We start from the raw sequence: 20,711 nt of genomic DNA, 5'->3' as shown, positions 1-20,711 counted from the left end.
TTTAACCATTCCATTGCCAGTCACGGATTTCTGGTAAATCCTGACCATGTTCACGAATATACTCATGATGCTCAGCAAGTTTCTGTTGAATAAATAACTCGATTTCAGACACTTTGTCACTGGGTAATTCGTGCAGATTTTTGACGGCATTTTCCATTAGATGAAAACGATCCAGACCATTAATCACCGCCATATCAAACGGCGTGGTTGTTGTGCCCTCTTCCTTGAATCCATGAACATGCAGGTTTTTATGATTGGTGCGGCGATAAGTCAACCGATGAATCAACATCGGATAACCATGATAGGCAAAGATGATTGGTTTATCCTGGGTAAATAAATCATCGAATGCATCTTCCTCCAGCCCGTGTGGATGTTCGCTGGGCGATTGCAGTTTCATTAAATCCACCACATTAATTACCCGGACTTTCAACTCTGGTACAAACATATTCAGTAATTTCACTGCCGCCAGCGTTTCCATGGTCGGAACATCACCACAACAGGCCATAACCAGATCCGGTGTCTGGCCGTTATCATTGCTCGCCCATTCCCACACACCGATGCCTGCCGTGCAATGTTTAACAGCGGATTCCATATCCAGCCATTGTGGCGAAGCTTGCTTACCGGCGACCACCACATTGACATAATTGCGGCTACGCAGGCAGTGATCAGTGACCGATAACAGCGTATTGGCATCAGGAGGTAGATACACCCGAACCACTTCGGCTTTTTTATTCACCACATGATCGATAAAGCCGGGATCCTGGTGCGAAAAGCCATTGTGATCCTGACGCCAGACATGTGATGACAAAAGATAATTTAATGAGGCAATTGGTTTGCGCCAGGGGATCTGATTACAGATTTTCAGCCACTTGGCATGCTGATTAAACATCGAGTCGATAATATGAATAAAGGCTTCATAGCAGGAAAAAAAGCCATGGCGGCCGGTTAACAAATAACCTTCCAGCCATCCCTGACACTGATGCTCACTGAGCATTTCCATCACTCTGCCATCTTTGGACAACTTGTCATCACCCGGAATCATTTCCCCCATCCAGGTTCTGCCGGTGACATCAAGCACATCCTGCCAACGATTGGAGTTATTCTCATCGGGACTGAACAGGCGGAAGTTCTTGGCATCAAGATTCTTTTGCATCACATCGCGCAGAAATTTACCCATTACCCGAGTAGCTTCGCCTTTGGTGGCTCCAGGTTTTTTGACTTCTACGGCATAATCACGAAAATCCGGTAGGGCTAGATCCTGCAGTAGCTGGCCACCATTAGCATGTGGATTTGCGCCCATTCGTCGATCACCCTCAGGCGCTAATGCTGCCAGTTCTGCTTTGAGTTTACCGCTATCATCAAATAATTCTTCCGGTCGATAACTTTGCATCCATTTGTTAAGGATTTCGACATGCCCTTCCTTATCCATATCGCCCATTGGAACTTGATGAGAACGGAATGTGCCTTCCGTTTTTTTGCCATCCACTTCTTCTGGACCTGTCCAGCCCTTGGGTGAACGAAGAATGATCATTGGCCAGCGGGGACGCAGATGCACGCCATGTTCACGCGCATCGTTCTGGATATGCCGGATTTGTTCCATGGCTTTATCCAATGTTGCCGCCATCAGTTGATGCATCTGCTTTGGATCATCGCCCTCGACAAAATACGGTGTATAACCATAACCATAAAACAAGGCTTCAAGCTCATCATTAGGGATACGTGCCAGTACTGTTGGACTGGCGATTTTGTAACCATTTAAATGCAATATTGGTAATACCGCACCATCATGTTCAGGATTCAAAAATTTATTGGAATGCCAACTGGTTGCCAACGCGCCAGTTTCAGCTTCACCATCACCGACCACACAGGCCACAACCAAATCGGGATTATCAAATGCCGCGCCGTAGGCATGAGATAAGGCATAACCCAATTCTCCCCCCTCATGAATCGAGCCCGGGGTTTCTGGCGCAACATGACTGGGTACACCACCGGGAAACGAAAATTGTTTGAATAAACGTTTTAAACCAGCTTCATCCTCGGAAATCTCAGGATAGGTTTCACTGTAACTGCCTTCCAGATAAGTATTGGCAACCAACGCCGGCCCACCGTGGCCAGGACCAGCTATATAAATCATATTGAGATCACGTTGTTTGATAGCACGGTTTAAATGCACATATATAAAATTGAGGCCGGGTGTGGTGCCCCAATGGCCCAACAAACGTGGCTTTATATGACTTGCCTGCAGCGGTTGTTTTAATAAAGGATTGTCATAAAGGTAGATTTGACCTACCGACAGATAATTTGCAGCACGCCAGTAAGCATGCATTTTGTCTAATATGTCCTGATCCAGTGGCTGTAATGTATGCGATGTTTCAGATGTCATTTTACTTTTCCCCTTGATGATTCAGGTTCAATAGATCACACATTGACTGTGCAATCATTAATTCTTCATTGGTCGGAATGACCCAGACAGTAACTCTGCTTTGTGATGTTGAAATGCACAGAGCATTTTGTTGATTTAATTCGTTATCCAGTTCAATACCGATAAATTCAAGTTGCTGACAAATCTGTGTTCTGATTTCCGCTACGTTTTCACCAATCCCGCCGGAAAATACCAAGGTATCCAAACCGCCTAAGGCGGCAGCATAGGCACCTATCTGTTTTCTGATCCGATAACAAAACACATCGATAGCGTCCTCGGCATTTGGATCTTCTGAACGCTGTTCTAATAACTGCTGCATATCACTGGTAGTAGTTGAAATCCCCAACAATCCAGATTGCTGGTTAATCATTGTTTCAAACTGTTCAGCATTCATGCCTTCACTTCGGTTAAGAACACCGAATAAACCTGGATCAAGATCACCACTACGAGTCCCCATAACTAGGCCAGCTGCTGGTGTCATCGACATTGTGGTATCAATAGATTGCCCATTTGTGACAGCGGTCATGCTGGCACCATTTCCCAGATGCGCCAAAACTATCTTGTCATGATTCGCTTTTTCAGCATTGTGCTGTTGTAACACCTGCATTAAATATCGATATGACAGGCCATGAAATCCGTAACGATAAATACCTTTTTCATAATACTGACGGGGAATGGGGAGTAATTTGGCAACTATTGGTAGATGTTGATGAAACTCAGTATCAAAACAAACCATTTGTTTTAACTGTGGGAAATGCTGGTCAAATGCTTCGATTAATTGAATTTCACCCGGTAGATGCTGTGGATCAAGAGGGGTTATTGCCGATAAATGCTTGAGTAATTGTTTGGTGACCCATTGGGGATTTTTATACTGATGACCGCCATGAACAATTCGATGCCCAATAGCTTTAACTGAGCTGATATCAATATTTTTATAGACCCAGTCTATCAATACCTCAACAGCTTGCTGGTAGTTATCAGCTTTGATATCTACAGCGGATTCTTCTGCCTGAATCGAGTTTATAACGCGCAGCTTGGCTGTAGGCAATCCCAGACCTATGAGCTTGCCGGATAAAATGGGATTAAGCGATTCTGTTACGTTATACAACGTAAACTTGATACTGGATGAACCGCCGTTGATAGTTAGAAGCATTGTTTCGAAAGGCATAATCAATCCATTAGGTTGAATTTGATCATGCCCAGACTAAATCGCTTTGTATAGTAAAGATGGAGATTAGCCACGCTAATGTTGACTTGGATCAAACATCGCCAGTGAAAGATTTAAACGGCTAAGCCACCATTTGCAGGTGGCTAACTTGCAACTTTAAATTTTACGCCAACTGGTTTTACCGGCAGCATCTTCCAATACAATTCCCATCGCCGTCAGTTCATCACGAACTTGATCTGCGCGTCCCCAATCTTTTGCCGCACGGGCTGCATTTCTATCGGCAATCAATTGTTCGATTTTACCGGTTTCATCTTGTTGACCACCGGTCAGGAAAGCTTCAGCAGATTGCTGAAACAATCCAAGTACATCACCAAAGGACAATATCAATCCGGCCAGATAAGCTGATTTTTGCTCGTCGTTTTCTTCACGGGCTTTGTTCAATGCCTGACGCACATCTGCCAATACTGATAATGCCAAGGCCGTATTAAAGTCATCATCCATGGCTTCAGCAAAACGCGGTGCAAACTCAGCGTCTTCCCGCCACGTGACTTTTTGTGGTGTGACATCACGTAGAGAATGATAAAACCTGGTTAAAGCAGTTTTTGCCTGCTCCAACTGATCTTCTGCGTAATTTAATGGACTACGGTAATGACTCATTAAAATGAAATAACGTACTGCTTCTGCTGGATACTTGGCCAATACTTCACGAACGGTAAAGAAATTACCCAGCGATTTGGACATTTTCTCGTCATCAATCCGCACAAAACCATTATGCATCCAGTAATTAACATACTGGCAGCCATGCGCCCCTTCGGATTGGGCAATTTCATTTTCATGATGCGGGAACTGCAAATCCTGCCCACCACCATGAATATCAAAATGATGGCCTAAGGTGTCTGCCGACATCGCTGAACATTCAATATGCCAGCCGGGACGACCCGGTCCCCAAGGCGAATCCCAGGAAGGTTCTTCCGGTTTGGCGGCTTTCCACAAGACAAAGTCCAGCGGGTCAGTTTTAGCCTCATTGACCGCTACACGCTCACCGGCGCGCAGGTCGTCAATATGTCTGCCAGATAATTTGCCGTATCCTTCAAACTCACTTACATCGTAGTAAACATCACCATTGTCAGCAACGTAGGCCAGGCCTTTATCGATCAGCGTTTGCACCATCTTTTGCATGGCATCAACCGCTTCCGTGGCTCTTGGTTCCAGATCAGGCCGCAGAACACCCAACGCATCGGCATCGGCATGCATTTCATCAATATAACGGTCGGTTAAGGTCTGAATCGATTCGCCGTTTTCCATCGCACGTTTGATGATTTTGTCATCAATATCGGTGATATTACGGATATAGGTCACATCATAACCACTGGCTCGCAGGTAACGCGTCACCACATCAAACACCACCATCACCCGAGCATGACCGACATGACAGAGGTCGTAAACCGTCATGCCGCAGACATACATTTTAACTTTGCCTGGTTCGATGGGTTTAAAGACGTCTTTCTGCTTTGTTAGGGTGTTGTAGAGTTTTAACATTTTATTTGTCTGAAGTATCTTTTAAGTCAATTGTCAGATTAAATACCGGTTTATCGGCGCTATGATCATAGCGATCACTGATAAAATAGCCTTCGCGTTCAAACTGAAAAACAGTTTCTGGTTCACAATTGACAATGGCCGGTTCGGCAATGGCTTTAATCACTTTTAAAGAATCCGGGTTAACGTCATCAAGATAGTTACCCGTTGCTTTCCCCGGTGCTTCAGCCAAAAATAACCGGTCGTATAAACGCAACTCGACTTCTTTGCCTTCTGTGGCCGAAACCCAGTGAATCACGCCGCGTGGTTTCATTTCAGCTGGCGGATTCTGTCCAACGGTATCAGGCACTAATGAGGCAACCACTTCAATGATTTCGCCATTGCCATCCTTGATAACATCGTCAGCCTTAATGACATAAGCACCGCGTAACCGCACATAATCACCAATCACCAGACGCTTGAACTTTTTCCGGCTCAGGCTGGTGTCTTCAGTAAAGTCGCTGGCATCAATGAAAATTTCTTTAGTGAACGGTAATGCACGCTGCCCCATGGCTTCCTGTTGCGGATGATTCGCTACTTCCAGCCATTCAACGCTTTCAGCAGCATTGGTGATGGTCACTTTCAAAGGATTCAAAACACACATAGCACGTGCTGCGTTTTCATTTAAATCTTTACGGATCTCAAATTCCAGTTGGGCTATATCCACAATCCCATCTGTTTTGGCCACGGCCAGACCGTCACAAAAAGCACGTAACGCCGCAGCAGTATAACCGCGTCTTCTCATGCCTGAAATCGTTGGCATTCTGGGATCATTCCAGCCAGCTACGATTTGTTCATCGACCAGTTGTTTTAAGTTGCGCTTGCTGGTCACCGTATAGTTAATATTGAGACGGCCAAACTCATACTGCTTAGGCTGTGAAGGCACCGGCAGGTTTTCAATAAACCACTCATACAACGGGCGATGATCCTGAAACTCCAGCGTGCAAATACTGTGGGTAACACCTTCAATTGCATCGCCCTGCCCGTGGGCAAAATCATAGCTGGGATAAATGCACCACTTGTCACCGGTTTGGTGATGCGACTGCTTGCGAATGCGATACAGAATCGGATCACGCAGATTCATATTCGGTGAAGCCATATCGATTTTCGCACGCAACACACAAAAACCTTCAGCAAAGTCGCCTTGCTTCATTTTCTCTAACAAAGTGAGATTTTCTTCTATGCTGCGATCACGAAATGGCGATTCTTTACCAGGCTTGGTCGCCCAGCCCCGATACTCACTGGCTTGTTCGGCAGTGAGATCACAAACATAGGCTTTGCCTTGTTTGATCAGATGAATTGCCCAATCGTAAAACTGCTCAAAATAGCTTGATGCATAACGCACGTCACCCGCCCACTGAAAGCCCAGCCACTGTACATCTTCCATGATGGCTTCAATGTATTCCTGCTCTTCTTTAGCTGGATTGGTATCATCAAAACGTAAATGACAATCACCGCCGAATTCCTTAGCCAAACCAAAGTTCAGGCAAATCGATTTGGCATGTCCAATATGCAAATAACCATTGGGCTCAGGAGGAAAACGGGTAACCACTTTTCCGGCAATCCTGCCAGAATCAATATCTTCCTGAATAATGGGGCGTATAAAATTATGATTGACGGCAGATTCTGACATATTGAATGTTTACAGTTAAATGTGAACGCGCATTATACGCTGTCAGCAGCGTCGGATAACAGCGCTGTTTCGGCATGTTGCCTCAGAAAAGCTGTTTCGTGTTCACCTGAATCGCTTTGATGCACTATCATGTTGGTTTTTTGCAATTTTGGAAGTAAGCCACTATGAAAATACTCTATCGCCATTTGGCGCCACTGTTTTTTGCTTCGTTTTCTCTTGCTGCTCAGGCGGAAGGCGGCAGCACTCAAACTAAAGTGAAGCTCACCACCAATCACGGCGATATTGTTATCGCACTGAATGCTGACAAGGCCCCTGAAACGGTTAAAAACTTCATTCAATATGTTGAATCCGGTTTTTACGATGGCACCATTTTCCATCGTGTCATTGAAAACTTCATGATCCAGGGTGGTGGATTTGATGAATCTTTTAAACAGAAAAAAACCGAAGCGCCAATTCAGAATGAAGCCGATAACGGCTTGAGCAATAAAAAAGGCACTGTCGCGATGGCGCGTACTGGCGATCCGCATTCTGCAACTGCACAGTTTTTTATCAATACCAAAGATAATGACTTTTTGAACTACCGTGGCAAAACCATGCAGGACTGGGGTTATGCGGTGTTTGGTGAAGTCATAGAAGGTATGGATGTGGTTGATGCGATTCGCAAAGTAAAAACTACTATGCGTGGTGGCCATCAAGATGTGCCTGCAGATGCCGTAGTGATTGAGAAAGCGATAGTGTTCGAATAATTCAACCCGTCCAAATCAAATGAAAACCCTGTTCATATCAGACTTACATCTTAGTCCAGATCAGCCGGAGTTAATCCGGCTGGCCACTGACTTTATTACAAAGCAGAATGAGGTAGATGCGTTTTATATTTTGGGTGATATTTTTAATACCTGGCTGGGAGACGATTTGATCCCGGCAGAATTTGATCCATTTATTCAAGCGTTACAACATCAGCAGCAACAAGGCAGCAAAATTTATCTGATGCAGGGTAACCGTGATTTTATGCTTGGAAAAGGTTTTGCCAGATTAGTTGGTGGAAGCTTATTAGATGATCCTGTAGTGGTAAATATTTACGGTCATTCAATATTATTAATGCACGGGGATAGTTTGTGTACTGATGATGTGAGTTATCAGCGTTATCGCAACATAGTGCGTAAGCGATGGTTACAAAAGTTATTTTTGGCGATGCCGTTGTTTGTACGGCAACGTATTTCCGATAAAATCAAAGCCAAAAGCAAGCAGCAAAAACAATATAAACAGGCTCAGATTATGGACGTCAATCCAGCTGCTGTCAGACAGGTTATGAAGCAATATCAAGTTAATTTATTGCTGCATGGTCATACTCACCGCCCGGCTATTCATCAGCTGGAATCACTCGAAAACATTCTCAGCTATCGAATCGTGTTAGGTGATTGGCACTCTGAACCCAGTTATATCGAAATTACTGCTGAGAAAATACGCTTAGTCGATATGCGTTTGCTTCAGGGTGAAACTCAGCTCCTATTAGCTTGAACCGAGATATTCGTCCAAAATTTCACGTAATTTTTTGGGTGGTACATAACCCGGTAACATCTGTCCATCTTCCAGAAAAATAGCTGGTGTGCCACGCACTCCCAATTTACCACCGATTTCAAAATGCTCTGCCACCGGATTGTTTTCACATAAAGAGGTTTTTTTCACCTCTCGTTGTGCCTTGGCATCGGTCATTGCTTTTTGTTGATCTTTGGCACACCAGACTTCAATTAATTTGTTGCCTGATTCCGATTCGGCACCAGCGCGCGGATAAGCCATATAACGGATGCTGATACCCAAATCGTTATAATCTTTTACCTGGCGATGTAATTCACGGCAGTAACCACAATCAATATCGGTAAATATGGTGACAGTGTAGTCCGGTTTTTTTGCCGCAAAAATGATTAAACTTTCCTCGTTCAGATCATCCAATATCGCATTTTTCAGATCTAACCGACGTGCTTCAGTAATATTCTCGCGTGACTCAAGAGCCAATAAATCACCTTGCAATAAATATTTACCATCGGCGGTAAAATAATAAATCCGATCGTCAACAATGCCTTCATACAAGCCGGTATCTCCGACTGGCTTTAACGATTGCAATTGCATATCTGGTAATTGTTTTTTGAGTTCAGCTTTGAGCTTTGCCATTTCATCGGCATGAGCAAAACTCATGCAAAACAATAATGGCAACCATACCAGTCGGCTTAAATTCATTCTTATAAGTCTCTTAATCTCTGAAGTTGTTAAATTGCAGTGGCATATCAATCGAATCATGACTTTTCAATAAAGCCATCACCTGTTGCAGATCATCGCGTTTTTTGCCGGTAACTCTCACACTATCGCCTTGCACTGCTGCCTGCACTTTGATTTTGCTCTCTTTGATCAGTTTGACGATGGTACGTGATAAATCTTTTTCAATACCTTCACGCACCAGTACATCCTGTTTGCGCATTTTGCCGTAACCCACTGGATCTTTAAGTTCTAAACAACTGATATCAATACCGCGTTTTACCAGTTTCATTCTGAGAATGTCGAGCAGCTGATCTAACTGGAAATCACTGTTGGCAAACATGGTCAGCGTTTTGTCAGACTGCTCCACTTTGGCTTCGGTTCCGCGAAAATCAAAGCGGTTATCCAGTTCACGGTTTGCTTGATCCACCGCATTGGTCAATTCATGCTTGTCTACTTCAGAAATAATATCAAATGAGGGCATTTGGCTTCTCCCAATCTAATTAATTTTTAACTCGCCAGTTTACCATCAGCTTGCATGATGCCGAAAACTCATCCACGTGGATGATGCTGGTTATGCATCTGTTGCAATCTGGCTTTAGCTACATGAGTGTAAATTTGCGTTGTTGATAAATCGGCATGCCCCAGTAACAACTGAACCACACGCAAATCGGCACCATGATTCAGCAAATGGGTGGCAAAAGCATGGCGTAAAGTATGCGGTGACAGGGGTTTATCGATATGCGCCAGTTTGGCGTAACGTTTGATAATGTACCAGAATGCCTGCCGGGTCATTGAATGGCCACGACGGGTTGGAAATAAATCATCTGTCAGCTGGCCTTGCAACAACTGAGGTCGACTTTCCAATAAATAAAGCTGTAACCAGTCCAATGCGGTTTCACCTAAAGGTACTAATCTCTCTTTATTGCCTTTACCAATGCAGCGTATTAAGCCCTGGCGCATATTTAGCTGTTCAAAGGTCAAGGCTACCAGCTCTGATACCCGTAACCCGGTGGCATATAAAACTTCCAGCATCGTTCTGTCACGCATACCCAAAGCACTTTCAGTATCGGGTTGGGCTAGCAGATTGATTACATCTTCTTCAGATAAACTGCCTGGCAGTGATTTGCCAAGTCTGGGAGATTCCAGCATTGCCGTAGGATCGGAATCACGTATGCTTTCTCGACATAAATAGCGATAAAAACGACGCAAACTGGATAATAAACGGGCATCACTGCGTACCTTTTTACCGTCACGCATCCGTTGCTGCAGATAACGCTGGATATGCTCACGTTCGGCATTAACTAATGTTACATCCAATGGCTGTAACCAGCTGGCGAACGCCACTAAATCATGTTGATACGCCGTTACCGTATTATCGCTAAGCCCCGATTCAAGCCATAAAGAATCAAGAAAACTTTGCAGATGACTCAGGTGTATATCACTAGGCTTTGTCATTGGATTGCTTCAGCTTTTCCATTGCACATATTTATGATTTCAAGCCACAAAAAAAGGACAAAGCTGAAATCAACTTTGTCCCTTTTATAATTCAACGGATCAGACGACCCGTAAAAATTACAATTTTTCTTTAATACGTGCTGCTTTACCAGTCAAATCACGCAGGTAGTAAAGTTTCGCACGGCGAACATCACCGCGGCGTTTCAATTCAACACTGGCGATAGTTGGGCTGTGTGCTTGAAAAACACGCTCTACACCAACACCGTTAGAGATTTTGCGAACAGTGAAAGCTGAATGCAAACCACGGTTACGTTTTGCGATAACAATGCCTTCAAAAGCCTGTTCACGCTCACGCTCACCTTCTTTAATACGAACTTTGACAACAATTGTGTCACCGGCAGAAAAATCCGGAATATCGCTTCTCAATTGTTCAGCGTTAAGCTGATCGATAATGTTACTCATTGTTTGCTCCCAACTAATCCTGCCCGCGCTCGGCAATAAATTCTTCCAATAAAGCAGCCTGTTCTGTTGTTAAAGTTATCAATTCCAACAAATCAGGTCGCCGTAACCATGTTCGTCCTAAGGACTGTTTGAGACGCCACTGACGTATTGCCTCATGATTCCCACCTAACAGTACGGCTGGCACTGTCTGGCCATTTAACTCTTCTGGGCGGGTGTAATGCGGATGGTCTAAAAGACCACTCATAAATGAATCCTGCTCTGCAGATTCAGCATCACCCAACACCCCCGGCAACAAACGGGCAATACCATCAATCATCACCATGGCTGCCAGCTCACCACCGCTGAGGACATAGTCACCAATCGACCATTCCTCATCAATTTCCTGTTCTACCAATCGCTCATCAATACCTTCGTAGCGACCAGCCAGCAGAATCATTGATTTACGTTTCGCCATTTGGCCTAACGCATGCTGATTCAGCTTTTGTCCCTGTGGTGATAAATAAATGACTTTTGCATCATCACCTAGCTGTTGTTTTGCAACCTTAATAGCCTCCAACAACGGACTAACTTTCATAACCATCCCGGGCCCGCCACCATAAGGTCGGTCATCCACGGTCTGATGTTTATCTGACGTAAATTCTCGCGGATTATGATAATTCAGGCTTAATTTGCCTTGTTTTACCGCCCGTCCTGTTACGCCGTATTCTGTTACCGCAGCAAACATCTCGGGAAACAATGAAATTACCGATAGCTGCATTTCATTGTTCAAAGATAGTCGGCTTGCCAATCAACCTGAATCTGCTTATTTTCCAGATCAACCTTCAATATGGTTCTTTCTAATACAAATGGAATCAGATATTGCGTATCCGCATCTGCTCCATTGACAACCAGAACATCATTAGCACCGGTTTCTAACAAGTGATCAACTATTCCCAGTTTTTCATTTTCAGTGTTAATAACTGTCAGGCCAACCAAGTCAGCCCAGTAATATTCATCTTCGTCAGTTTCAAGCAATTGCGAACGTTTAATCGCTAGCTCTGAACCGATTAAAGTCATGGCCTGATTGCGATCAGTAACCTTTTCCAGACTCATGACCACCGCTTTACCTTGCAACTGACCGCCATTGACTTCAATTGGAACCCAATCACCATGGCGATGCACATAAAGCGGTTTGTATTCAAGGATATTGTCGCGAGGGTCGGTAAATGAAAATACTTTTACCCAGCCCTTTACGCCAAAAACTCCTGATATCTTCCCAACCGGGATAAATTCGCTGGCATCAGCCATTACGCGACTCCCGGGTAGAAATTAAGCAGCTTTTTGTGCTTGTTTGATCAGCTGAGCAACACGCTCAGAGGTTTGTGCACCTTGGCTGATCCAATGTTTAACGCGTTCTAAATCAATGCGTAATTCTTCTTCTTGGCCTTTAGCGATTGGGTTAAAGAAACCAACGCGCTCAATATAACGACCATCACGTTTGCTGCGTGAATCTGTTACGACAATGCCGTAGAAAGGACGCTTTTTAGCGCCGCCGCGTGTCATTCTAATTGTTACCATAAACCTACCCGTTGAAAATCTGGATGGAAAAATAGAGTTATTTTACGCACTTATCTTAGGTTTGCAAAGCTGTAAATACGATTGTCTTAAAATGGCATGCCACCGCCACCCATTGGCAGTTTTCCACCAAGGCCGCGCATCATTTTAGCCATACCACCTTTCTGCCCCATTTTTTTCATCATTTTTTGCATTTGTGAGAACTGTTTCAGCAAGCGATTAACATCCTGAATCTGAGTTCCTGAGCCAGCTGCGATACGTTTTTTTCTTGACCCTTTGATTAATTCAGGTCGACGACGCTCTTTGGGCGTCATCGAATTAATCATGGCTTCCATCTTAACCAGCTCTTTGTCATTGGCTTGGTTTTTAACTGAATCAGGCAACTGACCCATACCGGGCAATTTATCCATTAATGAAGTAAGTCCGCCCATTTTGCTCATTTGCTGCAATTGATCGCGAAAATCTTCGAAATCGAATCCTTTGCCTTTTTTGAGTTTGTTGGCCAGTTTTTCGGCAGAACCAGCATCCATCTTGCGCTGCGCTTCTTCCACCAGGGAGAGCACGTCGCCCATGCCGAGGATTCGAGAAACAATACGATCCGGATGGAATACTTCCAAAGCGGTTGTCTTTTCACCCACACCCATAAATTTAATGGGTTTTCCGGTGATATGGCGAATCGATAAAGCCGCACCACCGCGGGCATCACCATCCGTTTTAGTTAATATCACGCCGGTTAATGGCAAAGCTTCGTTAAATGCTTTAGCAGTATTGGCCGCATCCTGGCCGGTCATGCTATCAACGGTAAACAAGGTTTCTGCTGGATTGATTGCTGCATGAATACGTTTGATTTCACCCATCATGTCATCATCAATATGCAGACGACCTGCCGTATCAATAATCACCACATCGACATATTCGAGCTTAGCTTGTGCAACAGCAGCCTGAGCAATTGCAACCGGATCCTGACTGGCATCACTAGGGAAGAACTTTGCTTCAACATCAATGGCCAGTGTTTTGAGCTGCTCTATCGCTGCTGGACGATAAACGTCAGCACTGGCGACCATTACCGATTTTTTATGTCTTTCTTTTAAGAATCTGGCCAGTTTTGCCACACTAGTGGTTTTACCTGCACCTTGCAGACCAGCCATAAGAATAACAACTGGCGGCTGACTGTTGAGATTAAGACTATTATCCTCATCGCCCATCACGGCGACCAGTTCGTCATTTACTATTTTGACAAAAACCTGGCCGGGAGTAAGGCTACGCATTACATCCTGCCCCATCGCGCGCTCTTTCACTTTTTCAATGAAATCGCGAACCACAGGTAAAGCTACGTCAGCTTCAAGCAAAGCCATACGCACTTCACGTAATGTTTCTTTTATATTGTCTTCAGTGATTCGACCTTGGCCACGCAGTTTTTTGAGGCTACCGGCGAGTCTGTCACTTAGGCTGTCAAACATAATGTATCCTGCATCGTTGGAGTCTGAAAATCAGTACTATCTAGATTGATAAGGCATTATAACTGATATGATATCCGGCGAAGCAGCTTATCGTTTATGATTAGGCCAGCAATTAATTGGATAACATAATTGGAACTTAAGGATCTCCCCTCATGGCCATTGCCAACGCATTAGCCTTCCTACTGTATTTAAGTAGCAGCGTTATTTTGATCCGTGACTTTGTCAAACGTGATCATAACGCCAATAAACTTGCCTTACCGATTGGTATATTGACCACATTGGCATTGCTGTTCCATGCCGCAGATATTTATTTCACCATGAAATTTGCACAAGGCTGGGATCTCAGTCTGATGAGCACATTGTCTATAGCCGCCTGGTTAATGGCATTTATTGCCATGCTAACAGGTTTACGTTCTCCTATAGCTCATCCGGGAATTGTAGTCTATCCATTGGTCGCTTTATGTCTGATGCTCAGAGTGGAAGCTCCGGGAAGTCAACGCGCACTCAGCGATCCCGCTTTAGAGTGGCACATTTTATTATCACTCACCGCATATGCCTTACTTGCACTGGCGGCAATGCAATCCATCATTTTAGCGATTCAGGAAAGACATTTGCGTAATAAACATGCCGGTGGCTGGGTGCGCAAACTTCCACCACTGCAATCGATGGAAAAAGCTTTATTTCAATTGCTTTACGCTGGCTTCATATTGCTCACTTTAGGCTTGATTACCGGATTTGTGTTTGTAAATGATTTTATTGCTCAGCATGTAGCCCATAAAACGGTGTTTTCCATTATTGCCTGGCTGGTTTTTGCTGCATTGCTGTGGGGTCGGCATCAATATGGTTGGCGTAGCCAGACAGCGGTAAAATGGACGTTATCCGGTTTCGGATTTTTGTTGCTGGCGTATGTTGGTAGCAAAATTATCCTTGAATTCCTAATACAAAGTTAAATAGATGCTGGAAAATACTTCTTTAATTGCACTGTTTCTAATCCTGTTTTGCCTCTTGGTTTTATCGGCGTTTTTTTCCAGCTCAGAAACAGCGTTGATGTCTTTAAACCGCTATCGCTTAAAGCATCTCGCTTCGCAAGGCCATCGTGGTGCAATGATTGCCAGTAGCCTGCTGGCCAGGCCTGACCGTTTAATTGGTCTGATCCTGCTAGGCAATAATTTCGTCAATATATTTGCCTCGGCCATAGCAACCGTAATCGGTATTAAATTGCTCGGTGAGAACGGTATTGTGGTGGCGACCTTTACCTTAACTCTAGTCATATTATTATTCGCTGAAGTCACCCCGAAAACATTAGCCGCCCTGCATCCTGAACGCGTTGCCTATCCGGCAAGTTTCGTTTTAAAGCCCCTGTTATTCATTCTCTACCCGCTAGTATGGTTTACCAGCATTATCACCAATCGATTACTGGGTTTATTTGGTGTGTCACGAGAAGATGCCACCTCTACTGCCATTAATATTGAAGAATTACGAGTGGCGTTAATGGAGGCTGGCAGCATGATCCCAAATCGGCATAAAGATATGTTGATGAGTATTCTGGATCTTGAGCAAGTCACTGTGAATGACGTGATGGTGCCACGTAATGAAATCGAAGGAATCGATATCAATCAGCCGTTCGCTGAAATCATCAAACAGTTGTCGCATTGCGGTTATACACGGCTGCCAGTTTACCGTGACAGTATGGATAACATAGTTGGCATATTGCATGTGCGGAAAGCCTTGAATCTGATGACACAGGATAATTTGAACCCGCAAACATTCCAAAGCATCGTCAAAGAAGCTTACTTCGTACCGGAAGGTACTCCCCTTAATACCCAGTTGATTCAGTTCCAACGTAAATTACGCCGAACTGGCTTGGTGGTCGATGAATATGGTGATTTGCTCGGATTGATTACTCTGGAAGATATTTTCAGGGAAATTGTGGGTGAATTCACCGCTAACACCATTGATGATGAAAAGGAAATTCATCCACAAAGTGACGGCAGTTATCTTATTAATGGTTCAGCCAATATTCGCGAACTGAATCGAACTATGGATTGGGATTTACCGACCGATGGCCCCAAAACCATTAATGGTCTGGTTTTAGAATATTTGGAAAGTATCCCTGATCCCGGTGTCAGCATACGGATCAACAGCTATATTATCGAAGTGATTCAAACTGCAGATAATGCCATAAGAACTGTGCGGCTTCGCCAAATACACCCAGCCATTGAGGCGGAGCAAATCTAAATTGGCTAATCTGCGGATACGATGCTTCGGCTTCTCGGATGCAGATCAGCAACAACTGCAAGCATATTTATCTCAGTACAAGGCCTCATTAAACACTCATTGGCGCTTCAGTCGTTTGGGACATGCAGTTCTATACTTTTATAACATCGATAATGCAGAGGGTCTAAAAGCCTGGCAACAACGTGACATCAATTTACTTAATATCTATTGCAGCCGTGGCAAAAGCCATCGTGAACCGAACCTGCTGCAAATAAAACTGCCATTGATGAGCAATAATGTATTTTCTGTTTTTTGCTTTCGCTGAAAGACATTTCTCGCAATCTACTAAATTATCTCCTAACGGTTTTCATTTTCTACAATCGCCCGTCAGGTTAATTAATCCCAAATTATTCAGCATGTGGCTTGGCAATAAATGGTTTCGTTCGCAGGCCAAACCGGCAGCGGATCTTCCTGAGCTGCATTTACTCACCTCCATTGTTACTGACGAACGACGTGGAGAGATTATTACTGACCCTGCTTTATTAAAAATCTGGCTTTCTCAGCTTACCAATGACTTACCGCAACGACTGTCTATCCTATTGGTGAATTTGCAAGCGATTAAACAACAGCACATTTCTGAGAATCGCCAGATAAACCTGCTCGAGGTTTATTATCATGAATTGAATCGACTTTTGTTGAACCGTGACAGCAAAGTCATCGCCAAGGCGACCAGTGCCAAAAAATCCACTTTTAAAAACCTGACTAATTTCAGTCAGACTTTACGTTGTTTAGCCGAGTTATATTTCACGTTGGCCGATAAACATTATCAACGTGGGGAACGTCCTGCAGATCAGCCCCGCTATCTGTTTTGTTTGAACCGAGGCAGCAGTCTGATTGCTTTACAAATTTTGCATGCTTATATGCATTATCGAACGGCACCAAAAGATTGCTGGTTACAGCTCAATCAATTGTTGATGTATTTGGAAAAGGCCAAGGCAGTAGCTCTACAGCCCGAAATAACAACACTCGGCAAAACTGATAGCTTCGAACACATTTATAAACGTGTGGCCTTAACTGCAATTGCTGATCCCTATAGCTTATCGAAATTTGCTGTCAACCGGCTGTATGCCATGTTTGCAGATATGCTGGATAAGGTCGCCATTACGGTTATCCCGCCACAACAGCAAGTTATTGAGAATACTTTTCTGTTAACTGGTTATTTTTGTATAGAAGTTCAATCAGACCACGGCCCGAAAGCTTTAGTAAAAACCCCTCATTTAATTCGTGTTGTTGCGGACAACCGCATGTTGCAGACTCAAGATGTGTTGACCGTTCTCGGACAAAAACTCATCCCGACACGTAAACAGGAAAATACGCTGGATTTAAAACTGATTCGCCATGTTCTACCGCAGTTGGCTGCTAATTATCAACGTCAGTCTCCCAGAAAACAGCTCTCCGAATCCGGTAATATCGAAATTGTTTATGGTTTCCAAAACATAGTGGATTTTTTAAATGGAGCGACAACTGCTTTAAAGGCTGTTGTTGTAAACCATTCCGAGCAAGGCAGTCTGCTGCATATTGCTGACTGCAAAGACAGCATTGATGTAGACGAATTGATATTGCTCAAGATGCACAGCAAATTACAACTCGCCAGTATTTGTTGGTTTTGTAGTGATTGGCAAAACAACGGTCAGGCCGGCCTTAGCTTAATTGAAGGCGATCCAGAAATCGTCACATGTCAGCCTAAAATAGGGAATCTTTTATATCCGGGTTTACAACTAAATACGCAATCTCCAGCACTAATTACTCAGAAAGGTGTCTTTAGCCCTAGACGCCAACTGACGGTATTTAATGCTGACGGGAAAACTATGAACGTGGAAACCAAGGATCTGTTTTCAGCAACTTTGGACTATGAACGTTTCACCTATATCGTTAAAGCCGGTTCATAAACCCACTTAAATGGCTTATCATCTTCGTTATACACCCCTCTAAAGTACAGGATCCAAAGCATGCGCACCTTTATCAAACTGGTTATCGCCATAATCATCATTGCTATTGCGGCTCTCGCAGCACTTCCTTTTATTATTGATCCAAATGACTATAAAGATGAGATTGCGGCTCAGGTTGAAAAGGCAACTGGTCGTAAATTGACCTTACAAGGGGATATCGGTTTATCAGTATTTCCCTGGATAGCGTTAGATCTCGGAGCATTATCACTGAGTAATGCCAGCGGCTTCGAAGCAGAATCTTTTGCCAGCGTACAGGCTGCCAAAATTCGTATAAAACTGATGCCTTTGCTGAAAAAACAGCTTGAAATGGACACCATTGTTCTGGATGGATTGTTGTTAAATCTGGAAACCAATGAAGAAGGCGTAACCAATTGGGATGATCTGACCAAAACTGAAGCTGAAACGGAGGAAGCTGCCTCACCTGCTGCAGAAAAACCGGCGAAAGAACCACGCCAAGGTCTGTCTGCTATCAACATCGCTGGGGTGAAATTAAGCAATGCTAATGTTTTATGGTCAGATGCCAGCAAAGATCAAAATTTCCAATTACGTAATCTCAATTTAGATACCGATCCATTGGTTCCGGGCAAACCTACTGCATTAACAACCTCTTTTGACTTAATTAGCACCAAACCGGATGTTAAAGCTCATATCAAAATCGATACCAAGGTAATCGTTGATTTAGACAAACAAATTTACGCATTGGAATCACTCAGATTCAATACCGTTGCCAACAGCAGTGGTATGCCATTGCAACGCGCCAACCTGAATCTTAGTGCCGATATAAACGCCAACATGGCCAGGGAAATAATTACCATCAATAATCTTGTCATGGATTTGCAAGCTACAGGCGCCGATCAAAAAATTGACGCCAAGTTAAGCGGTTTGGTCGAAGCTAATCTGGCAACACAACAACATCGTATTACCAATTTAGCCATTACAGGTGATGTCGAAAATGAACAGTTACCTGGCGGCAAAGCCAAGCTAGATGTGAATACTAATATCGTTGCCAACCTGGCTGACGAAACTTTCCAAGCCAGCGATCTGATTATTAAATTGGCAGACTTGACGATGAATGGTCGTCTGCAGGCCGAAAAAATTCTGTCTGACGATCTTGCATTTAACGGTAATGTACAAATCAAACCGTTTAATTTGCGTAAATTAGCCAGCGATCTAAAAATTGAGTTGCCCGAAATGGCGGATACCAGCACTTTGGAGCTGGTTCAATTGAGCAGCGAAATCAGTGGTAGCAAAGACTCCATCAACGCTAAAGACCTACAACTGACCCTCGATCAAAGTCAGGTTGCAGGCCAGTTTGGTATCAGTAATTTTGAAAAACCTGCCTACACATTCAATCTGAGCTTGGATCAAATTGACGCTGATCGCTATTTACCGCCAGTAAAAGAAAAAGAAACCAAGCCCGCGGGTGAAAAGTCTGCAAAAGAAGCAGCTACGCCAGCCACTGCCGCAGCAGCTGGTAGCAGTGATTTTCCGTTAGAAACCTTACGTGATATCAATGCTAAAGGCAGTTTCAAGATTGGCAAACTGAAAGCAAGTGGCATCAGCAGTGAAAACATTGTTATTACTATTGATGCCAAAGATGGATTGATAAAGCTCAGTCCATTATCAGCGGAGTTATATCAGGGAAAGTACCAGGGTAATGTCAACCTTGATGCCCGTGGTGATGCGTTAAAACTTGCTGTGGATGAAAACCTGCAAGGTGTGCAGGCAGGACCATTATTAAAGGATCTTACCGGTAATGACCGTATTTCCGGCACTGCCAATGCAAACGTAAAGCTTAATGGCAGCGGTAAAGACATTGATGCCATTAAACAAAGTCTGGCTGGTAACGGTGCATTTTCATTTACAGATGGTGCATTGAAAGGCATCAACATTGCTGAAGCGATCCGTCAGGCCAAGGCGGTTATTTCCGGTCAACGAGCCACTGAAGCAGCTGGACCAGTTCAAACTGATTTCAGTAGCTTGAAAGGCTCATTTACTGCAAAGGAAGGTATTGTTAACAATCAAGATCTTGAGCTGATGTCCCCATTGCTAAGAGTAACTGGTGCCGGCGATATTGATATTCCAAGAGAAGTTATTGATTATGCCGTCAGAGTTTCTGTAGTTGGTACGGCAGAAGGTCAAGGTGGCAGAGGTCTTGAGGATTTAAGAGGTTTAACCATTCCAGTCAAAATCACTGGCAGCTTTGAAAATCCTCGACCTTCTGTCGATTTAGCATCAGTTTTAAAAGAACAGGCGACCGGTGAAATCAAGGCCAAGGCAGAAGAAAAACTAAAAGAAAAACTTGGTGAAGGTCTCGGTGGTTTATTAGGCGGCAAACTAGGTATCGAATCAAAATCAGCCACTCCAACAGATTCTGGTGCGGAAACGACCGAACAACCAGCTGCTGAAGATCAAACTGCAGAAGAGGCAGACGAATCTGAAGCTAAACCTTCAGCTGAAGATCTACTTAAAGAACGGCTGAAAAAATTATTCTAATTACTAC

At 43.9% G+C, this 20,711-nt stretch carries 18 protein-coding genes; 6 read left to right on the top strand and 12 right to left on the bottom strand.

Features of this window, described 5'->3' with window-relative positions; genetic code table 11:
- Position 1: 1 nt before the first annotated feature.
- From A9E74_RS06265 to A9E74_RS06250, 4 genes are all read right to left on the bottom strand, one after another.
- A complete protein-coding gene (locus A9E74_RS06265) occupies positions 2-2,383 on the bottom strand; it encodes a phosphoketolase family protein (RefSeq protein ID WP_069295789.1) in 2,382 nt (793 codons plus the stop codon).
- A gap of 1 nt (position 2,384) precedes the next feature.
- Positions 2,385-3,590, bottom strand: a complete 1,206-nt coding sequence (locus A9E74_RS06260; RefSeq protein ID WP_069295788.1) for an acetate/propionate family kinase — start codon at positions 3,588-3,590, stop codon at positions 2,385-2,387.
- A 156-nt stretch (positions 3,591-3,746) separates the two neighbouring features.
- Positions 3,747-5,129: a cysteine--tRNA ligase gene (gene cysS, locus A9E74_RS06255; RefSeq protein WP_069295787.1), complete on the bottom strand. Its 1,383-nt coding sequence runs from the start codon at positions 5,127-5,129 to the stop codon at positions 3,747-3,749.
- Position 5,130: 1 nt separating this feature from the next.
- Complete coding sequence (locus A9E74_RS06250) at positions 5,131-6,798, bottom strand: glutamine--tRNA ligase/YqeY domain fusion protein (protein WP_069295786.1); 1,668 nt, start codon at positions 6,796-6,798, stop codon at positions 5,131-5,133.
- Between the two features lie 164 nt (positions 6,799-6,962).
- Here A9E74_RS06250 and A9E74_RS06245 point away from each other — a divergent pair, with 164 nt between their 5' ends.
- The gene (locus A9E74_RS06245) at positions 6,963-7,544 is read left to right on the top strand and encodes a peptidylprolyl isomerase (RefSeq protein WP_069295785.1); all 582 of its coding nucleotides are present in this window, start codon (positions 6,963-6,965) and stop codon (positions 7,542-7,544) included.
- A 19-nt stretch (positions 7,545-7,563) separates the two neighbouring features.
- Positions 7,564-8,316, top strand: a complete 753-nt coding sequence (locus A9E74_RS06240; RefSeq protein ID WP_069295784.1) for a UDP-2,3-diacylglucosamine diphosphatase — start codon at positions 7,564-7,566, stop codon at positions 8,314-8,316.
- Here the strand turns inward: A9E74_RS06240 and A9E74_RS06235 are convergent.
- From A9E74_RS06235 to ffh, 8 genes are all read right to left on the bottom strand, one after another.
- On the bottom strand, positions 8,308-9,033 hold the full coding sequence (locus tag A9E74_RS06235; RefSeq protein ID WP_069295783.1) for a thioredoxin fold domain-containing protein: 726 nt from the start codon (positions 9,031-9,033) through the stop codon (positions 8,308-8,310). The genes A9E74_RS06240 and A9E74_RS06235 overlap by 9 nt on opposite strands.
- A gap of 13 nt (positions 9,034-9,046) precedes the next feature.
- Positions 9,047-9,532, bottom strand: coding sequence for a YajQ family cyclic di-GMP-binding protein (locus A9E74_RS06230; protein WP_069295782.1), 486 nt, complete (start codon positions 9,530-9,532; stop codon positions 9,047-9,049).
- A gap of 68 nt (positions 9,533-9,600) precedes the next feature.
- The gene (gene xerD / locus A9E74_RS06225) at positions 9,601-10,506 is read right to left on the bottom strand and encodes a site-specific tyrosine recombinase XerD (protein WP_069295781.1); all 906 of its coding nucleotides are present in this window, start codon (positions 10,504-10,506) and stop codon (positions 9,601-9,603) included.
- 117 nt (positions 10,507-10,623) lie between these two features.
- Positions 10,624-10,968 (bottom strand): 50S ribosomal protein L19, encoded by a 345-nt coding sequence (gene rplS / locus A9E74_RS06220; protein ID WP_069295780.1) that lies wholly within the window; start codon positions 10,966-10,968, stop codon positions 10,624-10,626.
- A gap of 13 nt (positions 10,969-10,981) precedes the next feature.
- Positions 10,982-11,725, bottom strand: a complete 744-nt coding sequence (gene trmD / locus A9E74_RS06215; protein ID WP_069295795.1) for a tRNA (guanosine(37)-N1)-methyltransferase TrmD — start codon at positions 11,723-11,725, stop codon at positions 10,982-10,984.
- Between the two features lie 8 nt (positions 11,726-11,733).
- On the bottom strand, positions 11,734-12,255 hold the full coding sequence (gene rimM, locus A9E74_RS06210; RefSeq protein ID WP_069295779.1) for a ribosome maturation factor RimM: 522 nt from the start codon (positions 12,253-12,255) through the stop codon (positions 11,734-11,736).
- A 21-nt stretch (positions 12,256-12,276) separates the two neighbouring features.
- A complete protein-coding gene (gene rpsP, locus A9E74_RS06205; protein ID WP_069295778.1) occupies positions 12,277-12,525 on the bottom strand; it encodes a 30S ribosomal protein S16 in 249 nt (82 codons plus the stop codon).
- Positions 12,526-12,611: 86 nt separating this feature from the next.
- Positions 12,612-13,982 (bottom strand): signal recognition particle protein, encoded by a 1,371-nt coding sequence (gene ffh, locus A9E74_RS06200; RefSeq protein ID WP_069295777.1) that lies wholly within the window; start codon positions 13,980-13,982, stop codon positions 12,612-12,614.
- 152 nt (positions 13,983-14,134) lie between these two features.
- Between ffh and A9E74_RS06195 the strand changes: the two genes are divergently transcribed.
- The 4 genes from A9E74_RS06195 to A9E74_RS06175 all read left to right on the top strand — a co-directional run bounded on the left by A9E74_RS06195 (position 14,135) and on the right by A9E74_RS06175 (position 20,704).
- On the top strand, positions 14,135-14,932 hold the full coding sequence (locus tag A9E74_RS06195; RefSeq protein WP_069295776.1) for a cytochrome C assembly family protein: 798 nt from the start codon (positions 14,135-14,137) through the stop codon (positions 14,930-14,932).
- Positions 14,933-14,936: 4 nt separating this feature from the next.
- Positions 14,937-16,220 (top strand): HlyC/CorC family transporter, encoded by a 1,284-nt coding sequence (locus tag A9E74_RS06190; RefSeq protein ID WP_069295775.1) that lies wholly within the window; start codon positions 14,937-14,939, stop codon positions 16,218-16,220.
- A gap of 275 nt (positions 16,221-16,495) precedes the next feature.
- Positions 16,496-18,148 (top strand): hypothetical protein, encoded by a 1,653-nt coding sequence (locus tag A9E74_RS06180; protein ID WP_069295773.1) that lies wholly within the window; start codon positions 16,496-16,498, stop codon positions 18,146-18,148.
- A 60-nt stretch (positions 18,149-18,208) separates the two neighbouring features.
- On the top strand, positions 18,209-20,704 hold the full coding sequence (locus A9E74_RS06175) for an AsmA family protein (protein ID WP_069295772.1): 2,496 nt from the start codon (positions 18,209-18,211) through the stop codon (positions 20,702-20,704).
- Positions 20,705-20,711: the final 7 nt, after the last annotated feature.

It is taken from the genome of Methylophaga muralis (genome assembly GCF_001720165.1).
Taxonomy (GTDB): domain Bacteria; phylum Pseudomonadota; class Gammaproteobacteria; order Nitrosococcales; family Methylophagaceae; genus Methylophaga; species Methylophaga muralis.
The sequence above is the reverse complement of the archived record's forward strand: the minus strand, read 5'-3'. Positions and strand labels throughout refer to the sequence as shown.

What these genes read in the sequence shown, in the direction of transcription:
- A9E74_RS06265 (WP_069295789.1), bottom strand. Translation starts at nt 2,383, where the DNA reads ATGACATCTGAAACATCGCATACATTACAGCCACTGGATCAGGACATA.
- A9E74_RS06260 (WP_069295788.1), bottom strand. Translation starts at nt 3,590, where the DNA reads ATGCCTTTCGAAACAATGCTTCTAACTATCAACGGCGGTTCATCCAGT.
- cysS (WP_069295787.1), bottom strand. Translation starts at nt 5,129, where the DNA reads ATGTTAAAACTCTACAACACCCTAACAAAGCAGAAAGACGTCTTTAAA.
- A9E74_RS06250 (WP_069295786.1), bottom strand. Translation starts at nt 6,798, where the DNA reads ATGTCAGAATCTGCCGTCAATCATAATTTTATACGCCCCATTATTCAG.
- A9E74_RS06245 (WP_069295785.1), top strand. Translation starts at nt 6,963, where the DNA reads ATGAAAATACTCTATCGCCATTTGGCGCCACTGTTTTTTGCTTCGTTT.
- A9E74_RS06240 (WP_069295784.1), top strand. Translation starts at nt 7,564, where the DNA reads ATGAAAACCCTGTTCATATCAGACTTACATCTTAGTCCAGATCAGCCG.
- A9E74_RS06235 (WP_069295783.1), bottom strand. Translation starts at nt 9,033, where the DNA reads ATGAATTTAAGCCGACTGGTATGGTTGCCATTATTGTTTTGCATGAGT.
- A9E74_RS06230 (WP_069295782.1), bottom strand. Translation starts at nt 9,532, where the DNA reads ATGCCCTCATTTGATATTATTTCTGAAGTAGACAAGCATGAATTGACC.
- xerD (WP_069295781.1), bottom strand. Translation starts at nt 10,506, where the DNA reads ATGACAAAGCCTAGTGATATACACCTGAGTCATCTGCAAAGTTTTCTT.
- rplS (WP_069295780.1), bottom strand. Translation starts at nt 10,968, where the DNA reads ATGAGTAACATTATCGATCAGCTTAACGCTGAACAATTGAGAAGCGAT.
- trmD (WP_069295795.1), bottom strand. Translation starts at nt 11,725, where the DNA reads ATGCAGCTATCGGTAATTTCATTGTTTCCCGAGATGTTTGCTGCGGTA.
- rimM (WP_069295779.1), bottom strand. Translation starts at nt 12,255, where the DNA reads ATGGCTGATGCCAGCGAATTTATCCCGGTTGGGAAGATATCAGGAGTT.
- rpsP (WP_069295778.1), bottom strand. Translation starts at nt 12,525, where the DNA reads ATGGTAACAATTAGAATGACACGCGGCGGCGCTAAAAAGCGTCCTTTC.
- ffh (WP_069295777.1), bottom strand. Translation starts at nt 13,982, where the DNA reads ATGTTTGACAGCCTAAGTGACAGACTCGCCGGTAGCCTCAAAAAACTG.
- A9E74_RS06195 (WP_069295776.1), top strand. Translation starts at nt 14,135, where the DNA reads ATGGCCATTGCCAACGCATTAGCCTTCCTACTGTATTTAAGTAGCAGC.
- A9E74_RS06190 (WP_069295775.1), top strand. Translation starts at nt 14,937, where the DNA reads ATGCTGGAAAATACTTCTTTAATTGCACTGTTTCTAATCCTGTTTTGC.
- A9E74_RS06180 (WP_069295773.1), top strand. Translation starts at nt 16,496, where the DNA reads ATGTATTTTCTGTTTTTTGCTTTCGCTGAAAGACATTTCTCGCAATCT.
- A9E74_RS06175 (WP_069295772.1), top strand. Translation starts at nt 18,209, where the DNA reads ATGCGCACCTTTATCAAACTGGTTATCGCCATAATCATCATTGCTATT.